This window comes from Altererythrobacter xiamenensis (genome assembly GCF_900177715.1).
Taxonomy (GTDB): Bacteria; Pseudomonadota; Alphaproteobacteria; order Sphingomonadales; family Sphingomonadaceae; genus Erythrobacter; species Erythrobacter xiamenensis.
This window is the reverse complement of the sequence record NZ_FXWG01000002.1, coordinates 270,720-290,166: the sequence shown is the minus strand read 5'-3', so window position 1 is coordinate 290,166 and position 19,447 is coordinate 270,720. Positions and strand designations below refer to the sequence as shown.

Sequence of the window (19,447 nt, the reverse complement as noted above, 5' to 3'; positions counted from 1 at the left end):
TATGCGTGCGAGGGCGCATCCGCGCCTCGTCCTCGCTAGGTGCGCGGCAAGCCGCGCCCGCTGCGGGCGACCATTCGGCCTTGCGATCGCAATATGCGACCGATTCGTTCGGGCGCAAAACGAAGGCGAGGTTCGACTACCGCGTCGGTTGCGGCTCGGGCAGGACCGGTGTCGAGCTGTCCAAGGACGTCAGCCAGTTCTGCCAGATCCGGTGCGTACGCTGATCGGTCATGTCGATCCGGCAACCGAGCGTCATCGCGCCCCTTATGCTGCCGTCGATCCAGTTTTGGAGGACCGCGCCACATTCGGTATCGCGATAGGCCTCGAAGGCGGTTTGGCTTTCGCGGATCGCTTCGAGCAGATCGCCGCGATCCGCATATCGCTCTATTGCAGCGTCGAAATATTTGACTCGCTTGGCATCGGCCCGGGTCAGCGTCTCTGAAAAACATTCATTCATGTCGACGGTCGTCAGCGCATCGGCACAGCGCACGGACTTGTCCGAACCATGAGCCGGATCGAAGTGGAACAGCAGTTCGCGAACCTCCGGCCCCTCGCTTTTCATGCGGACCGCTGCCACCAGCCCCTCTCCTGGGCGATCGGCATCGGCGCAGCGCAGCGTCAGCGCGTTGAAATAGGCGGCGCATGGCTCGATTGCGACGAGGCGGAACGTCAGCATCTCGTCCTTCTCCTCCCAGCCGGTCAGATCGGCATTGAAATGCTTGAGGCGCAGGACGAGAGAGCCATTTTCCTCCATCAGGTACATGTGCTCGGTAAACATGATGGCTTCCGCGCCATCTTCGCCATGCTTGGTCTGCACGAAGGTGCCGACCATGGTCCCGCCTGCTGGTGGCAGCAAGCTTTCGGTGGCAGGCGCGCCACCAATGCCTTCGCCCGACCACTGACCGACCAGCCAATCCATTTGCGCGAGCGTCGCGGGCGGCGATTCGAACCCTTCTTCGCCGATCCTCGTCTCCGGACTGGAATGTTGTGCCGCCGCGGGTGTGCCCGAAACGATTGCGCACCAGCATGCCAGCACTGCCGAAAATAGTCGCATCCACCCACCTCCCGATTTCGTATCTGGAGAAGCTAATCCTCGCCAATTGGCTAGTAAAGCTGAGGGCGATGAGACTTGACCTTGGCCTGCGGGAACGCGAGGGGTTGCTCAAGGATTTGATAGCTGTAAGCCCGTCGCTCCAACTTGACGTTTACGTAAACGCAAGCTAGAGCGGCGCCGAAAGATTGCGACAGGAAGGATACCCCATGAAAATCCTCGTGCCCGTCAAACGGGTGATCGACTATAACGTGAAGCCGCGCGTCAAGGCGGATGGCTCGGGCGTGGACCTGGCCAACGTCAAGATGAGCATGAACCCGTTCGACGAGATCGCTGTCGAAGAGGCGATTCGCATCAAGGAAGCGGGCAAGGCCGAAGAAATCGTCGCCGTCTCGATCGGCCCGGCAAAGGCTCAGGAAACGCTGCGTACCGCGCTCGCCATGGGTGCCGATCGCGCGATCCTCGTCGAGACCGACGAAGAGGTCGAGCCGCTCGCCGTTGCCAAGATCCTCAAGGCGATTGCCGACGAAGAACAGCCCGGCATCGTGATGCTCGGCAAGCAGTCGATCTCTGACGATAGCAACCAGACCGGCCAGATGCTCGCCGCCCTGATGGGCCGCCCGCAGGGCACCTTCGCCAATACGGTCGAGGTCGACGGCGACGCCGTCACCGTGAAGCGCGAGATCGACGGCGGTCTCGAAACGGTCAAGCTGACGCTGCCCGCCATCATCACCACCGACCTTCGCCTCAACGAGCCGCGCTATGCGTCGCTGCCGAACATCATGAAGGCGAAGAAGAAGCCGCTCGATACCAAGAGCCCGGCGGACTACGGCGTGGATATCGCGCCGCGCCTCACCACCACCAATGTCTCCGAACCGCCAGTTCGCCAGGCAGGTGAGAAGGTCGAAGACGTCGACGCGCTGGTCGCCAAGATCAAAGCGCTCGGCATCGCGTAAGTCACCCCGGACAAGGAAGGAACTATCACATGAAAACGCTCGTCTGGGTCGAACACGACAATAACGAGATGAAAGACGCAACGCTGGCCGCGGTCACTGCGGCAAGCAAGCTGGGCGAAGTGCATCTGCTGGTGGCCGGAAGTGGCTGCGGCGGCGTTGCAGAGCAGGCTGCCAAGGTCGAAGGCGTGGGCAAGGTCCATGTCGCCGACGATGCGGCTTACGAGCATGCTCTGGCCGAGAATGTGGCACCGCTGGTGGCCGACCTGATGGGTCACCACGACGCATTTCTCGCGCCCGCCACCACCACCGGCAAGAACATCGCGCCGCGCGTTGCAGCGCTGCTGGACGTCATGCAAATTTCGGACATTCTATCGGTCGAAGGCGAAAAGACCTTCACCCGTCCGATCTACGCCGGCAACGCCATCGCCACGGTCGAGAGCTCGGATCCCAAGCTGGTCATCACCGTTCGCGGTACGGCGTTCGACAAGGCCGCAGCCGAAGGCGGTTCGGCCGAGGTCGAAGCCGTTTCCGGCCCGGGCGATGCTGGTACCTCCAGCTTCGTCTCGGCAGAAATCGCCGAAAGCGAACGTCCCGAACTGACCAGCGCCAAGGTGATCGTATCGGGTGGCCGCGCATTGAAGGACGCAGAAACCTTCGAGGAATACATCACCCCGCTCGCCGACAAGCTCGGCGCAGGCATCGGCGCATCGCGCGCTGCGGTCGATGCGGGCTACGTGCCGAACGATTACCAGGTCGGCCAGACCGGCAAGATCGTCGCTCCGGAAGTCTACATCGCGATCGGTATCTCGGGCGCGATCCAGCACCTTGCCGGCATGAAGGATTCGAAGACCATCATCGCCATCAACAAGGACGAGGACGCCCCGATCTTCCAGGTTGCGGATATCGGCCTCGTCGCCGACCTCTACAAGGCAGTGCCGGAGCTCACCGAGAAGCTCTGAGCCGAGCAAGCGAAGGGCATTTGATGCCACATGAGACCCGGGCCGCTGGCTCGGGTCTTTTGTTTTGCGCCGCATCAATCGAATACAAAACTACATTTCAGCAGTTATGGTCGTGGTCGCCGCTATCCTGGCGCAGTTCCTGATGTTTCGACGTACAATCTGGCGGCGCTGCTCGCGCGTCTTGCCATAACGGGAGTCGTCGCCTTCCCGGTCGAACACCGATTCCAGTACGATGACCCGTTCTTGCACCGGCGTCTCTATGCGGTTCATCAATCGGAGAAGGGACCGCCTCACCAATGCATTGCTACAGGTTCGTTCGACGCGTTGGAGCGCCGTTTCGTCGACGATCTCGAATACCTCGCCACGCTCGGCATATGCGGCGGACAGTGCCTCGAGAGAGACTGTGCGAACCTGCGCGCTTTGTGCGCTCTGTCGCTGATCGAGGCGCACGCGGTGGCGCAGGCTCTGCAATTCGCCACGTAGCTGCCAGGTAACATGGGTGGTGAATCGAGCCTTGCGGGGATCATAGGTTTCGAGGGCTCGATGCACACCGATGGCGCAGGCCTGCTCCGCATCCTCGCGCATGTCCGATAGTCCATAACGCTGTATCAGATGCCCGATTCGCGGCCTCAGACAGTCGAGCAATCGCGCGAATATCCGGTCGTAGAGCAAAGGTTTGCGTCGCACTTCGGACAGAGGCATTTGCGACAGCGTCCGCGCCAGATATTCGAGCTCGCCAGCAAGTTCGCCCATAGTCGATTCCCATCACCTTCCGGGAAACAGACATATCGGGCGGCCATTCATCGAGCCCTGCCCGCAGGCTAGGTGACTTTACGCGGTAAGCCGCGATGGCGGGTCAGATCACGTGATCGAGCGCATGGATCGTCACGCCGACCAGGCCGCCGACCAGCGTGCCGTTGATCCGGATGAACTGGAGGTCACGCCCGACCGCGCTTTCGATCCGGCCGGTGATCGTCACCGCGTCCCAGCGCTTGACCGTTTCCGAAACGAGCTGGACGATCTGCCCGCCATAGCGTGTCGAAATGCCGACTGCCGTGCGCCGGGCGAAACGATTGATCTGGTGCTGCAGGCGCACATCGTCCTTCAGCGCACTGCCAAGCTCTGCCAGCCCCTTGCGCATTTCTTCGCCCAGCGCGCTGTCGGGGTCGCGCGCGCGGCGGATCAGCGATCGGCGGATCCGTTCCCACACGCCCATCCACCATTCGGCGACCGCAGGGTTCTCCATCAGGTCGCGCTTCATACTCTCGACCCGTTCACGCGTCTTGGGATCGTGCTGGAGATCATGGGCGAGCTTTTCCAGACCCTCCTCGATCTTGCCGCGGAGCGGGTGCTCGGGATCGACCAGCACTTCGGCCAGCAGCTTGTATAGCCCATCGAGAACCGATCCCGAGATCCGCTCGTCGAGGCCGGTCCAGCGCAGCACCGCATTGGCACGGGCGTGAATGATCTCGCGAACGGTCTCTTCATTGTCCTCGAGCGTCAGACCCGCCCACCGGATGAAGCCGTCCATCAACGGCATGTGCCGCCCGTCGGCGATGGCGCTTTCGAGCATGCGCCCGATCAAGGGCGAGACGTCGATCTTGGCGACCTGGTTCGACAAGCCGGTGCGCACCTGATTGCCGAGCCGGTCGGGATCGAGCGATTCGAGAACTTCGGCGAGCAGTTCGGCCGCCCCGCTGGTGATGCGCGAACGGTTGTCGAGCGCCTCGTTGTCGTTGCGCGGGGCACTGAGGAAGTCACCGATCGCGCCTGCGACATTCATGCCGCTCATGCGCCGCGCCACCACGGCGGGCGTCAGGAAGTTCTCGCGCAGGAACAGCGCCATGGTGTCGGCAATGCGATCCTTGTTCTCGGGAATGATCGCGGTGTGCGGGATTGGCAGGCCGAGCGGGTGGCGGAACAGCGCAGTAACCGCGAACCAGTCCGCCAGCCCGCCGACCATTGCCGCTTCGGCAAAGGCGTTGAGATAGCCCCAGCCGGGATGCACTTCGAGCAGCTGCTTGGAACCGATGAACAGCGCCGCCATCAGCACCAGCAGACCGGTCGCAGTCCAGCGCATGGTGCGCGCACGGTCTGCGGTGAGCGGCTCGCCGCCGAAAACGAGCGGTACGGGTTTGCGTGCCGCCATGGTCAGCTAACAATCACTCTGCCGGCTCGAACCCCGGTACAGCGTCACCATCGTCGCGCGCAGGCTTGCCATCGTCGCCCGGGCGATAGGTCAGGAAGCGCTGGCGCAACCATGGGCCGGCGCGTTTTTCGAAACCATCCGCGAGACTGAAGCCCGCCGGAACGATCAGCAGCGTCAGCATGGTCGAGAGAATCAGGCCCCCGATCACCACCACGCCCATGGGCTGGCGCCAGGCGCCATCACCCGAGAGCGAGATGGCCGTAGGCACCATGCCCGCCGTCATGGCGACGGTGGTCATCACGATCGGCTGCGCACGCTTGTGCCCCGCTTCGAGGATGGCGGTCAGCTTGCGTGTGCCCGCCTCCATCTCTTCGATCGCGAAGTCGATCAGCAGGATCGAGTTCTTCGAAACGATACCGAGCAGCAGCAATATCCCGATATAGACCGGCATCGATTGCGACTGGCCAACGAGCCAGATCAGCAGGATGCCGCCGAGTGGTGCCAGCGCAAGCGACGTCATGTTCACGAGCGGACTCATCAGTCGCTTGTAGAGCAGCACCAGCACCGCAAAGACCAGCAGCACGCCCGAAATGATCGCGATGATGAGGTTCTGGACGAGTTCCTGCTGCCATTCGTCCTCGCCCACCACGTCGCGGATCACGCCCTGCGGCAGGTCCTGCAGGATCGGCAGGGCGTCGACTTCTGCCTGTGCCTCCCCCTTGATCACGCCGCTGGCAAGGTCTGCACCGACCAGGACGCGGCGGTTCTGGTTGTAGCGCTGGATCGTCGTCGGGCCGGAACCGAAGGAGATATCGGCCACGCGGCCGAGCGGCACCGAACCGCCGTTGATGGTCTGCACCGGCAGGTTCTCGAGAGTCGTCAGATCGCTGCGGGAAGCCTTGGACAGCTTGACCCGGATCGGGATCTGGCGGTCCGACAGCGAGAACTTCGCGGCGTTCTGCTCGATCTCGCCCATGGTCGCGATGCGGATCGTCTGGCTCAGCGCGATGGTCGTCACGCCGAGTTCGGCGGCAAGATCCTCACGCGGAGTAACGATGATCTCCGGCCGGTTGATGTCGGCGTTGATGCGCGGTGCGACCAGAGTGTCGACGCCTTTCATCTGTTCGACCAGCGTCGCTGCGGTCTCCTCGAGAAGAACAGGGTCGGAACCCGCCAGCATGACCGTGAGGTCGCGGCCGGAACCGAACCCGCCGGATTGCGACTGGAAACGAACCCGCGCATCGGGGATCTGCGCCAGCGTCGGCGCGAGATCGCGCTCGAACTCGATCGAGGTCTTCTCGCGGTCTTCCTTCAGCCTGATGTAGATCGTCGCCTGGCCTTCCCGAACGCGCTCGAGCGCCAGTTCGACCTCGGGCTGTTCGTAAAGCAGGTTGGCGATGTCCTTGGTCACGCGCTCGGTCGTTGCGAGCGTGGTGCCGGGCACCATCTCGATTTCGATCCGGCTGTTTTCATCGTTGATGGTCGGCTGGAACTGGGGCGGAACCTGGCTGAACAGAAGGACCGTCAGCAGCAGCGCGAACCAGCCGACGCCCAGCATCCAGATGCGGTGATCATAGAAGCGCGCGCGCAGATAGGTGACGCTTTGCGAGAACCGGCTGCCGCTGACCTTGGCAAGGAGGGTGAGCAGGTGGAAGGCACCATAAGCAGCGAGAAACCCGATGCCCATTGCTGCGAGCACGGTCAGGATGTCGAACAATCTCTCGACCAGGAAATAGACCGTACCGTTGGGGTCGCTCGAGATTGCGCCGGCGATGCCCGTAGATAGTTCCAGGCCGGCAATCGCCCCGTGCGCCATGAACATGGCCATGGCCGATATGGCGAGAATCAGGATCGTCACCAGCAGCAGACTGATGACATAGAGCCAGCGGTGACGCGGCGGAGCAACACCGTCGCGCATCGCGTAGAGCTTGCCGCGGTTGAGCGACCAGGCGAGGACCTTCATATAGCGGTCCATCCACGGCCCTTCGCCGTGCGCAGCGTGTCCCTTGGCCTTGAGGAAATAGGCCGCGAGCATCGGCGTGATCATACGCGCCACGGCAAGGCTCATCAGCACCGCGACGACGACCGTCAGGCCGAAATTCTTGAAGAACTGACCCGAAATGCCCGGCATCAGGCCGACGGGCAGGAACACCGCGACGATACAGAAACTGGTCGCCACCACGGCGAGGCCGATCTCGTCGGCCGCGTCGATCGAGGCCTGATAGGCGCTCTTGCCCATTCGCATGTGTCTGACGATGTTCTCGATCTCCACGATCGCATCGTCGACCAGCACACCGGCCACCAGGCCGAGCGCGAGCAGGGACAGGAAATTGAGGTTGAACCCCAGCAAATCCATGAACCAGAAGGTCGGGATTGCCGAAAGCGGGATAGCGATGGCCGAAATGATCGTCGCGCGCCAGTCGCGCAGGAAGAAGAAGACCACCACGACAGCCAGAATCGCGCCTTCGATCATGGCGGCGATCGAGCTTTCATACTGACCCACGGTGTATTTGACGGTGTTGACGAGCGGAATGAAGCGGACGTTGGGATTTTCCGCTTCGATCTGCGCGATGATTTCCTGCGCCTCGTTGAAGACGGTCACATCCGAAGCGCCCTTGGCGCGCGACATGAAGAAGTTCACGACCTCCTTGTCGCGCACCTTGCTGATCGAGGTCCGTTCCGAATAGCCATCGCGCACGGTGGCAACGTCGGCGAGCCTGACCGTGCGGCCGTTGCCGAGCTGGATTTGCCGCTGCGACAGCGAGTAGGCATCGTCGTCATTACCGAGGACGCGGACGGACTGGCGCGTTCCGCCGACCTCGGCCATGCCGCCCGCAGCATCGAGATTGGTCGAGCGCAGGACATTGTTGAGCTGGCTGGCCGTGACGCCAAGTGCCTGGATCTTGGCCGGATCGAGGATGACCTCGATTTCGCGATCCACGCCGCCGAAACGCCCGGCTTCGGCCATGCCTTCGATCGAAAGCAGCTGCTTGGCGACCGTATCGTCGATGAACCAGCTGAGCTGTTCGATCGTCATGTCGCTCGCTTCGACGGCATACACGCCGAGGAAGCCGCCGGCGACTTCTTCCTTGCTGATGCGCGGTTCGAGAATACCATCGGGCAGGCTGCCGCGTACCGTATCGACGGCGTTCTTGACCTCTGCCACCGCATCATTGGGGTCGGTGCCGATCTCGAACTCGACGAAGGTGTTCGAACTGCCTTCGCGTGCGGTCGAATTGAGCGACTTCACGCCATTGATGGAGCGAACCGCGGATTCGACGCGCTGGGTGATCTGGTTTTCAATCTCGGTCGGGGCTGCGCCCGGCTGCGAGATCGAAATATTGACCGCAGGAAACTCGACATCAGGATTGTTGACCACATCCATCCGCGCGAAGCTGATGATCCCCGCAAACAGGAGCGCGGTGAAGATCACCAGCGGGATCACCGGGTTGCGAATCGACCATGCGGATATGTTGCGGAAATTCATGAAGTTATCCCTCGCCGGCTTCGGCGGCGACCGGGTTGACGGTTTCACCTTCGGTCAGGAAGCCGCCGGCACGCAGAACGACCTTTTCGCTTCCATCTAGTCCCTCGGCAATGGTGATGCCCTGGTTCGTGACCATACCGGTCCTGATCGAACGGCGGACTGCCTTGTTCTCGTTATCGATCACGAAAACATAGGCACCTTCATTATCGGACAGGACCGCGCTTTCCGGCAGGACCGGAGCGACCACCGTGCCGCTGTTGATCGTCGCCGTGGCAAAGCCGCCCGGGCGCAATTCCGGCGCATAGGACAACGCGATGCGCGCCGTTCCCTGGCGGTTCTGCGGATCGATCACCGGCGAAAGCTGCCAGACCTGCCCGGTGAATTGCTTCTCGGTACCGGTCGGGACGACGTTGGCAGGCACGCCGGTGGACAGGCTTGCCAGCTGGCTCTCACTCACTTCGGCGAGCATTTCCATTTCGCCGCCCTTGGCAATACGGAACAGCGGGGCCGAGCCGCCGCTTACCGTCTGGCCGGGTTCGACATTGCGTTCGAGCAGCAAACCCGAAGCAGGTGCGATGATATTGAGGCGTGCGTTGCGAGCCCGCAGTTCGCGCAGCTGCGCTTGCGCGACATTGACGCGGGCGACAGCGGCATCGCGGGTTGCGGTAAGGCGATCGACGTCGGCCTTGGAAATGAAACCACGCTCGACGAGCTGCAGCGCACGATCGAGGTTGGACTGCGCGAGATTGGCGTCGGCCTGAGCGACCTGGATCTGGGCAGCGGCGCTCTGCGCCTGCTGATTCTGAACCGAACGGTCGATCACGGCGAGAACCTGGCCTTGGCGGACCCAGTCGCCGGCATCGACCGGCACGGAAACCACGCGGCCACCTTCACCAACCACGCCGACCGGCATTTCGCGGCGCGCCGCCAAAGTCCCGGGGGCGGTGATGGTCCCTTCGACGGTGGTGGTTCCTGGCGTCACCACGGTAACAGATGGCAGTTGCGAACGGTCGTCGCCCGCTGCAGCCGGTGCGCCTTCGCCGCTCGACGTCAGGAAATAGGCGAGCGCGAGCGCGCCGATCAGCAGGATGATCCCGCCGATGATCCAGCGCGTCTTGTTCGAACGCTCATAACCGTCGTCCAGCTCGATATCGGAAGCGATCGAATGCTTCGTTTCGCCGGTGATGTTGGTTTCGTAATTCATGCCCATTCCCTACTCGGGCCAGCAAACGCAGCCCAGCGGTGTATTACCGATATAAGTCACCGCGCGCAATACCTCATAAGCATCGCGCCTACGCGGGGCAATGCATGAGTCGATGAGCGACATAAGCCGCCGACAAGGGACATGAGGGCAAATGTCCCGGTGTAAAACGAAGGGGCGGCACGGCTTTCGCCGCACCGCCCCTGATTTCGCTTGGTTTTTCGGCTCTTAGCGAACCCGGCCACGCTGGATCAGGTTGATGATGCCAAGAAGGATCACCGCGCCGAACACTGCGACGATCAGGCCGGTCAGCGAAAACTCCTGTACGCTGCCGACAATGCCGAACTGGTTGGCGATGAGATTGCCGATGACCGAGCCGATGCAGCCGACGACGATATTCCAGAAAATGCCCATCGAGGCATCACGATTCATGACCAGGCTGGCCAGCCATCCTGCGATGCCGCCCACGATAAGTGCGATAATCCAACCCATTAGCGTCCTCCTGCTATTATGCGTTTCCGCCTGATAACGGCCTTGGAACAGGCTCGTTCCCGGCAATCACATCGGCGGATGGAGAAAGGCTAAAACAAAAAGCGCGCAAGAGCGAATTTGCCCTCGCGCGCTACCTGTAAGATTGAAAGATTGCGGCTCAGTACTTGAGCTGGCGCTCGTAGAGATCGCGGTAGTGCTGGATGCGCGTGACGCGCAGACCCTGCATGCCCGAACGGTCGACCGCGCGCTGCCACGAAGCAAACTCTTCAAGAGTGAGGCCGTAGCGCTCGAGCACTTCGTCAATGGTCAGGAGCCCGCCGTTTACGGCAGCGACCACTTCCGCCTTGCGACGCACGACCCAGCGCTTCGTCTTGGGCGAAGGCAAGTCGTCAAGCGTCAGCGGCTCGCCGAGCGGGCCGATAACCTGTGCAGGACGGATGTCTTGGTTTTCGATCATCTAAAACTCTCGGTCGCCTTTAGCAGCTTCACTCTCTTCGCCGCCGGTGGTGCACTCGGCTGGTTTGCCATGCTCTAAAGCATCAGAGTTAACAGGAGGTTTGCCATCGTCCTCCGCACAGAAGTAACCTGCGGCAGCGTCGGTGAAGCTTGCCATCATGCAGGCGCTGTCACGGCGCAGGACGCTCCGCAAGTCGCGTGCGGCATTGATTCGTGCCGTGAGCTCGGGCCAGGCTATCGCCTTGAGCGCCGTGCCCTCGTTCGCCGGAATCGCAGCTGCAGTGATGGCTTTGTTTTCGAACATGACCTCCCTTTAAACCCAAGTCGGTCAAGATTGCGTAAAGCCGTAATTTACCGAAGATTAGGGAAAAAACGGGGCTGTCACGCGTGGCTGGATTCATGGCGCAAGGGCGTGTATGAGGCGCGCCATCCATGTCAGATGCGACAACCTCCTACGCCGGGATTGATCCCGAGGCGCTGTTCGACCTGCCCAAACCGGCGGGCGAGAGCCGCATCGTGGTCGCCATGTCGGGCGGAGTCGATTCGTCGGTCGTGGCAGCGCTGGCACACGCCAGCGGAGCCGAAGTCATCGGGATCACGCTCCAGCTGTATGATTATGGCGCAGCCACAGGCCGCAAGGGCGCGTGCTGCGCGGGTGACGACATCGCCGATGCCCGTGCCGTGGCAGACCGGCTCGGCATCGCACATTACGTCTTCGATCACGAAAGCGCCTTCCGTGAAGACGTGGTCGAGCAGTTCGCCGATGAATATCTGGCCGGACGCACGCCGGTGCCCTGCATCCGCTGCAATATGGGGCCCAAGTTCACGGACTTGTTCAAGATGGCGCGCGAGCTGGGTGCCGATTGCCTTGCGACCGGGCATTATGTCCGCCGCGTGATGGGATCGGCCGGGCCGGAGCTGCATCGAGCGCTCGACCCGGCGCGCGACCAGTCCTATTTCCTGTACGCGACCACCGAAGACCAGCTGGATTATCTGCGCTTTCCGCTGGGCGGCCTGCCCAAGAGCGACGTACGGCGGCTGGCGGAGGAGGCGGGCCTGCGCAATGCAGACAAGCCCGACAGCCAGGACATCTGCTTCGTGCCCGACGGCGACTATGCCAGGATCGTCAAGAAGATGCGGCCCGAGGGCGGCATTCCGGGCGCGATTGTCCATGCCGAGAGCGGCGAAACGCTGGGCGAACACAAGGGCATCGTCCATTACACGGTGGGCCAGCGCCGCGGCCTGGAGATCGGCGGCCAGCCCGAACCGCTCTATGTCGTCGGTCTCGATGCCGAGGCAGGCGAAGTGCGCGTGGGGCCCAAGCGGATGCTGGCGGTCTCCAGCGCCCGGATAATCGAAACGAACCGGATCGGCCCCATTCCCGATGTCGAACTGACTGCAAAGGTGCGCAGTCTGGCGAAACCGGTTCCGGTTACCCTTGAGGGACCGCTCGGCGATGGAGCCGCTACGACAATCCGCTTCGAGACGCCCGAGTATGGTGTGTCGCCCGGGCAGGCGGCTGTGATCTACGCTGGCGAGCGCGTCGTCGGCGGTGGCTGGATCGATTCGACCGAAAGCGCCGCCTGAACTGCCTCAGGGGCGCTAGCTGTCCCACTTCTCCAGCACGCAGCCATAGCCCTCGCGATAGCGAGCCGTGTCGCTGGCGATCAGCGGAAAGCGTGCCGTCACGCTTTTGGCTCCCACATCGTCGCTCAACGTGACCAGTTCCATTCCTGCGAGCTTGTCCTTCTTGCAGTCATCGAGGCTGCGTCCCGCAACGAAACGGCATGAACAGGCAACGCGCGCCGAATAGGCAGCTGCGGTCTGCGCATATCCCTGCGCCGGGATGCGGAAATACCAGGCAGCGGCGGCCAGCACCGCTGCGATGACGAGCAGAATCCACAAGGCGCGAGAGCCCTTCTTCCCTGCATTACGTGATCTAGCATTTGCCATTGCCAATCGGATTTCCTTGCGCGAGTGAGGGGCCAATGATGAAACGGTCGCTCGCCCCTATAGCGCTCCTCGCCGCGCTTCCAAGCCTCACATCCTGCGGCGAAGCCGAGATCGGCGAACCGCCGCTTACAGAAGCTGCTCTGGCGGCCGTGACCGAAGAGGCCGGGGCCCCGCGCGAGGATCTGGCCCGCGCCGTCGATGAGCTTTTCACCAAGGAAGGCTTGGGCGAAACCCGTGCACTGGTGGTGATGGCCAATGGTGAAATCGCGGCCGAGCGTTATGGCGAAGGCTATGATGCCGACACCCGCTTCGTCAGCTGGTCGATGGCGAAGACCGTGACTGCCGTGATGATCGGCATGCTTGTGGCCGACGGTCGGCTGAGCATCGACGAGAGCGCGCCGGTCGAATTGTGGCAGCGCCCCGGCGATCCGCGCGGCGAGATTACCCTGCGGCAATTGCTGCAGATGCGGTCCGGCCTGCGCCATACCGAAGCGGGCGACCCGCCATACGAAAGCTCCGAAGTGCGCATGCTTTTTCTCGACGGGCGCGACGACATGGCGCGCTGGGCGAAGGAGCAACCGCTCGAGGCGGAACCGGGCGCGCAGTTCGAATATTCCTCCAACACCACTGTCATTCTCGCCGACATCGCAGCGCGTGCCCTGACCGATAGCGACGATCCCGAGATTCGCCGTCGTGCCGTGGCGGACTTCCTCGAGGCGCGGTTGTTCGGGCCTCTGGGCATGGATTCCATGGTGCCCGAGTTCGACGCATCGGGCACGCTGATCGGCGGGTCGCTGATCCACGGCACCGCGCGCGACTGGGCCAAGCTCGGCGAGTTCCTGCGCCGCAAGGGCCGCGCCCCGGGGGGCGAGCAGCTTGTCCCACGCCGCTGGGTCGAGCTGATGGTATCGCCTAGCCCGCGCAGCCCGCAATACGGCCTGCAGACCTGGCTCAACCGCGAATACCGCGAGGCTGGTGACGAGAGCGAGCATCCGCTCTTCCCCGACCGCGCACCGGGCAGCGTGTTTTCGCTGATCGGCCACATGGGCCAGTATGTCATCGTCTCGCCAGAGCAGCGCGTGACGCTTGTCAGGCTGGGCCATTCCGACCGCCCGCAGCGCATCGCGATGCTGCAGGAGCTGGCCGATATTCTCGAGCTTTATCCCGAGAGGTGATTCTATTTTTTCGCACCCCATCCGGGGCGCGATTTCCTCGCTCATGCGACCTGAAGGCCGCCTCGCTGCGGGCGGCCAGTCGGCCTTGCGGTCGCTGTGCGACCGTTTCCCCCGCGAACCTGCTAGAGGTAGAAGCTTCCCTCGACGACTGTCACGCAAGGTCCGCCAAGCCACACCCTGTGCCCGTCCAGCCGGCAGGTGAGGTCGCCGCCGCGCGCGGAGGCCTGATGCGCCGTAAAGCTCTCCCTCCCCAGACGCGCCGACCAGAAGGGCGTAAGCACCGCATGGGCCGAGCCGGTCACGCTGTCTTCATCGACCCCGCCACCCGGCACGAAAACCCGGCTGACCACATCGGTGGTGTCACCCGGAGCGGTGCAGATGAACTGGTCGTTCCCGAGCGCGCCCAGACCGCGAATGTCGGGCTCGAGCGCGCGCACCTGCGCTTCGCTTTCGAACAGGTAGATGCCGTAGCCATCGGGATTCAGCCACACCTCTTGCGGCTCGGTTCCAAGCAGCGCAACGGCCTCGGCCCATTCGCCTTGATCGGTCGATATTGCCGGCAGAGCGAGTTCATATCCGGCCTCGCTCCGGCGCACTTCGAGCACCCCCGATTTGCGCGTGCGGAAGGTGACGCTATCGCCCCCGCCCAGCCCATGGTCGAGCACCACGTGGCCGCTGGCGAGCGTCGCATGGCCGCAAAGCGCGATTTCATAGGTCGGAGTGCACCAGCGCAGCTCCCAATCGGCTTCGCCGCTCGCGTCTTTCACCAGGAAAGCCGTCTCGGCGAAGTTGTTCTCCTCGCCGATGGCAACCAGCACATCGTCTTCCGGCCATTCGTCGAACACCATGACCGCCGCCTGATTTCCGCCGAACGGCCGGTCCGAGAAGGCATCGACATGCCAATAGGGTATCTGTGTCATGCGTCCTCCGCGCGATCGGGGAGCAGCTCCTCGGCTGCCACCCCTTCTTCGTCCACCAATCCTTCAGGGTCCGGATGGATCAACACCTCGACCCCGGGAAACTCGTTCGCCAGCCGGGCCTCGACCTCGTCCATCAGGTCATGCGCTTCGACCACGGTGAGCTTGGGATCGACGGCCATGTGGAACTGGACGAAATCATGCATCCCGCTCGTCCGCGTACGCAGATCGTGCACCCCGCGAATGTCGGGATGGCGCCCAAGAACCTCGAGAAAAGCATCGCGCCGTTCCTCGGGCCATTCCTTGTCCATCAGGTGGTCGACCGCTTCGCTCGCGCCGCGCCATGCGCCCCATGCGAGCCAGGCGGCAATCGCCAGCCCGAACAGCGGATCTGCCTCGCTGAAGCCGAGATATTGGTCGATTACCAGCGCCGCGATCACCGCCATGTTGAGCAGCAGGTCCGACTGATAGTGCACATTGTCGGTCTTGATTGCGACACTGTTGGTCCGCGCAATGACGATGCGTTGCCAGGTGATGAGCGCGAGCGTCACCGCGATGGCGATAAGCGAGACTGCGATACCCTCTTCGGCAGCCTGCGTCTGCGCGCCGTTCATCAGCCGGTCGATCGCGCGATAGGCGATGCCCGTGGCCGACAGCGCGATCAGCATGACCTGGAAGATAGCTGCGAGCGCCTCCGCCTTGCCGTGGCCGAAGCGGTGGTCCTCGTCAGCCGGCATCGCCGCAATCCACACGCCGATCAGCGTGGCGAGGCTAGCGACGAGGTCGAGCGCCGAATCGGCGAGGCTGCCGAGCATCGCGGTCGAGCCGGTTCGCCACGTCGCCCAGGTCTTCAGCGCGACGAGGAATATCGCCGTCGCGATCGAGGCGAGCGCCGCCCCGCGGTTGAGCGCGCTACGATCTTCGTGATGGATGGCGCTCATGGATAGAGCAGCGTGTTGGTCCAGCCGAGCGCATCGCCCGCCCCCGACAGCGTGAAGAGACGCCGGTCGTGCAACCTGTTCTCGCGGTCGCGCCAGAACTCGATCCGCTGCGGCCTGAGAGTGAAACCGGTCCAGTGCGAAGGGCGCGGAACTTCGCCTGCTTCCTTGCAGGCATCCTCCAGCGCTTCGACCCGGTCGATGTAGGTCTGCCGGTTGTCGAGCGGGCGCGACTGGTCGCTTGCCGCAGAGCCGACCTGGCTGACGAAGGGGCGAGAGTGGAAGTAGGCGTCCGCCGCATCCTCGCTCACTTCTTCGAGCGGCCCTTCGATGCGGATCTGGCGGCGCAGGCTCTTCCAGTGGAACAGCAGCGCAGCCTGCATGTTGGCGCGAATCTCCTCGCCCTTGCGGCTTTGAGCATTGGTGAAGAAGGTGAAACCTTCTGGGCCATGTCCCTTGAGCAGCACCATACGCACCGAAGGCGCGCCCTCCGGCGTCGCGGTAGCGAGCGCCATCGCGTTCGAATCGTTCGGCTCGCTCGCGCGCGCTTCGGCGAACCACTCTTCGAACAAGGCAATCGGATCGGCGTCTGCGGGGATTGCGCTATCGGCGAGCTGTTCTGCATCGAGGCTGGAGTTTTCGCTCATATTCCGTTCGATCTCCAAGAGGTCCAAATCATACGCGATGGAACACATGGAACACGGTCCATGCGTCCGAATTTTCTCACCCCTAACAGCCCCGCAAGGATTGACCACCGACTTCATCTGTCACGCGGTGGTGCCCGGGAACAGTAGAGGCGCATTCTCAGGTAGGAAACCAGACCGCTTGCGCCAAGCTGCTGTAGCACCTAGCTAACACGGCGATGAATGATCCGTATTCCACCCTTGGCGTTGCCCGCACTGCCTCCGAGAAGGAGATCAAGAGCGCATACCGCAAGCTCGCCAAGGAACTGCACCCCGATCGCAACAAGGATAAACCCAACGCAGCGGAAAAATTCTCCGATGTTACAAAGGCTTACGACCTGCTGTCCGACAAGGAGAAGCGTGCGCAGTTCGATCGCGGCGAAATCGATGCAGAAGGCAATCCGGCCAATCCCTTCGCCGGAATGGGCGGCGGCTTTGGCGGCGGGCGCTCGGGTGGATTCGGCGGCGGCGGCCAGCGCGGCTTCCGGCCCGAGGATTTCCAGGGCGTCGGCGGCGACGATATGGACCTTTCCGACCTCTTCGACGGGCTGTTCGGTGGCGGCTCGCGTCGCCGTAGCGCCGGCGGGCCCGGCGGCATGGGCGGCGGGTTCGGCTCTCAGCGCAGGCCACCACCGCCGCCTCGCAAGGGCGCCGACATCCATTACCGGCTCGCCGTGCCCTTCGTCGACGCGGCAACGCGCAAGGACCAGCGCATCACACTAGCCGACGGCAAGACGATCGACCTCAAGCTGCCGGCAGGCACCGAAGACGGCACGCAGATGCGGCTCAAGGGCAAGGGGCAGGAAGGTGCCGGCGGCCCGGGCGATGGCCTGGTCATGGTCGAAGTCGCCAGCCACCCCTTCTACAAGCGCGACGGCGACCACATCCGCATGGACCTGCCGATCACGCTAGACGAGGCGCTGCACGGCGCGAAGGTCAAATGCCCGACGGTCGATGGCCCCGTGATGCTGACGATCAAGCCGGGCACCAACGGCGGCACGGTCATGCGGCTGAAGGGCAAGGGCTGGAGCAAGAAAACGGGTGCCCGCGGCGATCAGCTCGTCTCGCTCGAGATCCAGATGCCGGAGGACACCACCGAGCTCGCCAAACGCCTCGAGGGCTGGAAAGATGAAGGAAATCCGCGCAAGGGCCTCGGGGTTTAGCGCTTGAGCAAAACCGAGCTTCCGAATGCTCGAGACCGCGAAGTTCAATCGCTGTCCCCCGAAGCGCGTCGGCGCGAGGCGCAAACGCTGCGAACCAGGGTCATCACGCATGTCGGCCCGGGCACACGCGCCTTCAACGTGGCCAAGCGTACGGTTGTCGGCACCTATAACGACGGTTTCATCCATGCCGGTAATCTCGCCTATCTCGCGATGCTGGCGATTTTCCCCTTCTTCATTATCGGCGCGGCTCTCTTCGCCGTAATCGGAAGCAGCGGTGACGAAGCGGCGATCATCGACGTCATCGTTACCGCCATGCCGCCTACGGTGGCCAAGACGATCTCTCCGGTCGCACGCGATGTGATGGAGGCGCGCAGCGGCTGGCTGCTCTGGGCAGGTGCATTGGTCGCGCTATGGACCGTCACGAGCCTGATCGAGACGATCCGCGACATTTTGCGGCGTGCCTATGGCACCGAGCCGACCCGGGCATTCTGGATGAACCGGCTGATCTCCGCCGGCTTCACCCTTGCCGCAGTCATCCTGCTGGTCCTCTCGCTTTTCTCGCAAGTGTTGATCGTGGCAGCGCAAGAGGTGATCCAGGCCTATTTCCCTCAGCTGGTCGATCGCATAGCAGCGCTGCACCTCTCGCGGGTCGTGCCGACGGTCGGCCTGTTCGGCTCGCTCTACCTGCTGTTCTACCTCCTGACGCCATCTGCATACCGCGCGCGCCGCTATCCGAAATGGCCGGGTGTCGTGTTCATCACGCTCTGGTGGGTTCTGGTGACCAGCTTGTTGCCGCCGATCCTCGGCACGTTCTTCGCTTACAACCTCACCTACGGCAGCCTGGCCGGGATCATGATTGCCCTGTTCTTTTTCTGGCTGGTTGGTTTAGGGGTGGTCGTCGGAGCTGAACTTAACGCCGCGCTGGCCATCACCCCCGAGGAGGAAGAGGCGGAAGCGCTTGGCGAGGAAGAAAGGGAAGACAGCGAATGGGCGGTCTGATGCAAGGTAAGCGCGGTCTCATCATGGGGCTCGCCAATGACAAGTCGATTGCCTGGGGCATTGCCAAGAAGCTGGCGGCAGAAGGCGCGGAGCTTGCGTTTTCCTATCAGGGTGAAGCACTTGCGAAGCGGGTCAGGCCGCTGGCCGAACAGCTTGGCAGCGATTTCCTGATCGAATGCGATGTCTCGAAAATGGAGGCGCTCGACGCCGCCTTCGATGCGTTGAAAAGCCGCTGGGACCAGCTCGATTTCGTGGTCCATGCGATCGGTTTTTCCGACAAGAGCGAGCTGCGCGGAAAATATGTCGACACCAGCCTCGACAATTTCCTGATGACGATGAACATCTCGGCCTATTCGCTCGTCGCGGTGGCGAAGCGCGCGTCGGAGATGATGCCGGAAACCGGCGGATCGATCCTGACTCTGACCTATTACGGCGCGGAAAAGGTCATTCCACACTATAACGTCATGGGCGTGGCCAAGGCGGCGCTGGAGACGAGCGTGCAATACCTCGCGAACGACCTCGGGCCGCGCAACATCCGCGTCAACGCGATCAGCGCGGGTCCGATCAAGACGCTGGCGGCGAGCGGGATCGGGGATTTCCGCTACATTCTCAAATGGAACGAGCTCAACTCTCCGCTGCGGCGCAATGTCACAATCGACGACGTCGGCGGCTCCGGTCTCTACTTCCTGTCCGACCTGTCATCTGGCGTGACGGGCGAAGTGCACCATGTCGACGGCGGATACCACGTCGTCGGCATGAAACAGGAAGACGCCCCCGATATCGCGCTAGGGTGAGTGATGTGATGGCCAACAATTACTCCTGCTTGCGGCGCCGTTAATCACCTATTAGTGCTCTGGGAAGAGCTGCA

General features: G+C 62.8%; 19 protein-coding genes. 7 read left to right on the top strand and 12 right to left on the bottom strand.

The window, feature by feature from the left end; all coding sequences use genetic code 11:
• Positions 1-136 precede the first annotated feature (136 nt).
• Complete coding sequence (locus CCE89_RS15260; RefSeq protein WP_159456601.1) at positions 137-1,054, bottom strand: DUF6265 family protein; 918 nt, start codon at positions 1,052-1,054, stop codon at positions 137-139.
• A 206-nt stretch (positions 1,055-1,260) separates the two neighbouring features.
• On the opposite strand from CCE89_RS15260, the gene CCE89_RS06670 reads away from it, so the two are divergent.
• Both CCE89_RS06670 and CCE89_RS06665 read left to right on the top strand, forming a co-directional pair.
• Complete coding sequence (locus CCE89_RS06670; protein ID WP_086437278.1) at positions 1,261-2,007, top strand: electron transfer flavoprotein subunit beta/FixA family protein; 747 nt, start codon at positions 1,261-1,263, stop codon at positions 2,005-2,007.
• Positions 2,008-2,036: 29 nt separating this feature from the next.
• Entirely contained in the window at positions 2,037-2,966 is a 930-nt protein-coding gene (locus CCE89_RS06665) for an electron transfer flavoprotein subunit alpha/FixB family protein (protein ID WP_086437277.1), read from the top strand.
• Positions 2,967-3,056: 90 nt separating this feature from the next.
• Here CCE89_RS06665 and CCE89_RS06660 read toward each other — a convergent pair whose 3' ends face one another.
• From CCE89_RS06660 to CCE89_RS06630, 7 genes are all read right to left on the bottom strand, one after another.
• A complete protein-coding gene (locus CCE89_RS06660) occupies positions 3,057-3,719 on the bottom strand; it encodes a sigma factor (RefSeq protein WP_086437276.1) in 663 nt (220 codons plus the stop codon).
• Between the two features lie 103 nt (positions 3,720-3,822).
• On the bottom strand, positions 3,823-5,046 hold the full coding sequence (locus tag CCE89_RS06655) for a DUF445 domain-containing protein (RefSeq protein WP_200810331.1): 1,224 nt from the start codon (positions 5,044-5,046) through the stop codon (positions 3,823-3,825).
• A gap of 82 nt (positions 5,047-5,128) precedes the next feature.
• Positions 5,129-8,602 carry an efflux RND transporter permease subunit gene (locus tag CCE89_RS06650; protein WP_086437274.1) on the bottom strand — a complete coding sequence of 1,158 codons (3,474 nt, stop codon included), beginning with the start codon at positions 8,600-8,602 and terminating at the stop codon, positions 5,129-5,131.
• 4 nt (positions 8,603-8,606) lie between these two features.
• Positions 8,607-9,806, bottom strand: a complete 1,200-nt coding sequence (locus CCE89_RS06645) for an efflux RND transporter periplasmic adaptor subunit (RefSeq protein ID WP_086437273.1) — start codon at positions 9,804-9,806, stop codon at positions 8,607-8,609.
• 225 nt (positions 9,807-10,031) lie between these two features.
• Positions 10,032-10,295, bottom strand: coding sequence for a GlsB/YeaQ/YmgE family stress response membrane protein (locus CCE89_RS06640; protein ID WP_086437272.1), 264 nt, complete (start codon positions 10,293-10,295; stop codon positions 10,032-10,034).
• 157 nt (positions 10,296-10,452) lie between these two features.
• A complete protein-coding gene (gene sciP / locus CCE89_RS06635) occupies positions 10,453-10,752 on the bottom strand; it encodes a CtrA inhibitor SciP (RefSeq protein ID WP_086437271.1) in 300 nt (99 codons plus the stop codon).
• On the bottom strand, positions 10,753-11,055 hold the full coding sequence (locus tag CCE89_RS06630) for a hypothetical protein (RefSeq protein ID WP_086437270.1): 303 nt from the start codon (positions 11,053-11,055) through the stop codon (positions 10,753-10,755). It lies immediately after the preceding gene.
• Between the two features lie 128 nt (positions 11,056-11,183).
• On the opposite strand from CCE89_RS06630, the gene mnmA reads away from it, so the two are divergent.
• Entirely contained in the window at positions 11,184-12,338 is a 1,155-nt protein-coding gene (gene mnmA / locus CCE89_RS06625) for a tRNA 2-thiouridine(34) synthase MnmA (RefSeq protein ID WP_086437269.1), read from the top strand.
• 15 nt (positions 12,339-12,353) lie between these two features.
• Here the strand turns inward: mnmA and CCE89_RS06620 are convergent, their stop codons facing one another.
• Positions 12,354-12,704: a hypothetical protein gene (locus CCE89_RS06620; protein ID WP_200810304.1), complete on the bottom strand. Its 351-nt coding sequence runs from the start codon at positions 12,702-12,704 to the stop codon at positions 12,354-12,356.
• A 35-nt stretch (positions 12,705-12,739) separates the two neighbouring features.
• On the opposite strand from CCE89_RS06620, the gene CCE89_RS06615 reads away from it, so the two are divergent.
• Positions 12,740-13,879 (top strand): serine hydrolase domain-containing protein, encoded by a 1,140-nt coding sequence (locus CCE89_RS06615; RefSeq protein WP_086437268.1) that lies wholly within the window; start codon positions 12,740-12,742, stop codon positions 13,877-13,879.
• Between the two features lie 122 nt (positions 13,880-14,001).
• Here the strand turns inward: CCE89_RS06615 and CCE89_RS06610 are convergent, their stop codons facing one another.
• The 3 genes from CCE89_RS06610 to pdxH are packed head-to-tail and all read right to left on the bottom strand — an operon-like array spanning position 14,002 to position 16,381.
• On the bottom strand, positions 14,002-14,799 hold the full coding sequence (locus CCE89_RS06610; protein ID WP_086437267.1) for a PhzF family phenazine biosynthesis protein: 798 nt from the start codon (positions 14,797-14,799) through the stop codon (positions 14,002-14,004).
• Positions 14,796-15,737: a cation diffusion facilitator family transporter gene (locus tag CCE89_RS06605; RefSeq protein WP_086437266.1), complete on the bottom strand. Its 942-nt coding sequence runs from the start codon at positions 15,735-15,737 to the stop codon at positions 14,796-14,798. Before CCE89_RS06605 ends, CCE89_RS06610 begins: the two co-directional genes overlap by 4 nt.
• Positions 15,734-16,381 (bottom strand): pyridoxamine 5'-phosphate oxidase, encoded by a 648-nt coding sequence (pdxH, locus tag CCE89_RS06600; RefSeq protein ID WP_086438006.1) that lies wholly within the window; start codon positions 16,379-16,381, stop codon positions 15,734-15,736. Before pdxH ends, CCE89_RS06605 begins: the two co-directional genes overlap by 4 nt.
• 215 nt (positions 16,382-16,596) lie before the next feature.
• On the opposite strand from pdxH, the gene CCE89_RS06595 reads away from it, so the two are divergent.
• The 3 genes from CCE89_RS06595 to fabI are packed head-to-tail and all read left to right on the top strand — an operon-like array spanning position 16,597 to position 19,373.
• Positions 16,597-17,580 (top strand): DnaJ C-terminal domain-containing protein, encoded by a 984-nt coding sequence (locus CCE89_RS06595; RefSeq protein WP_086437265.1) that lies wholly within the window; start codon positions 16,597-16,599, stop codon positions 17,578-17,580.
• Between the two features lie 3 nt (positions 17,581-17,583).
• Positions 17,584-18,579 (top strand): YihY/virulence factor BrkB family protein, encoded by a 996-nt coding sequence (locus CCE89_RS06590; protein ID WP_200810303.1) that lies wholly within the window; start codon positions 17,584-17,586, stop codon positions 18,577-18,579.
• Positions 18,567-19,373 (top strand): enoyl-ACP reductase FabI, encoded by an 807-nt coding sequence (gene fabI, locus CCE89_RS06585; protein ID WP_086437264.1) that lies wholly within the window; start codon positions 18,567-18,569, stop codon positions 19,371-19,373. Before CCE89_RS06590 ends, fabI begins: the two co-directional genes overlap by 13 nt.
• Positions 19,374-19,447 lie beyond the last annotated feature (74 nt).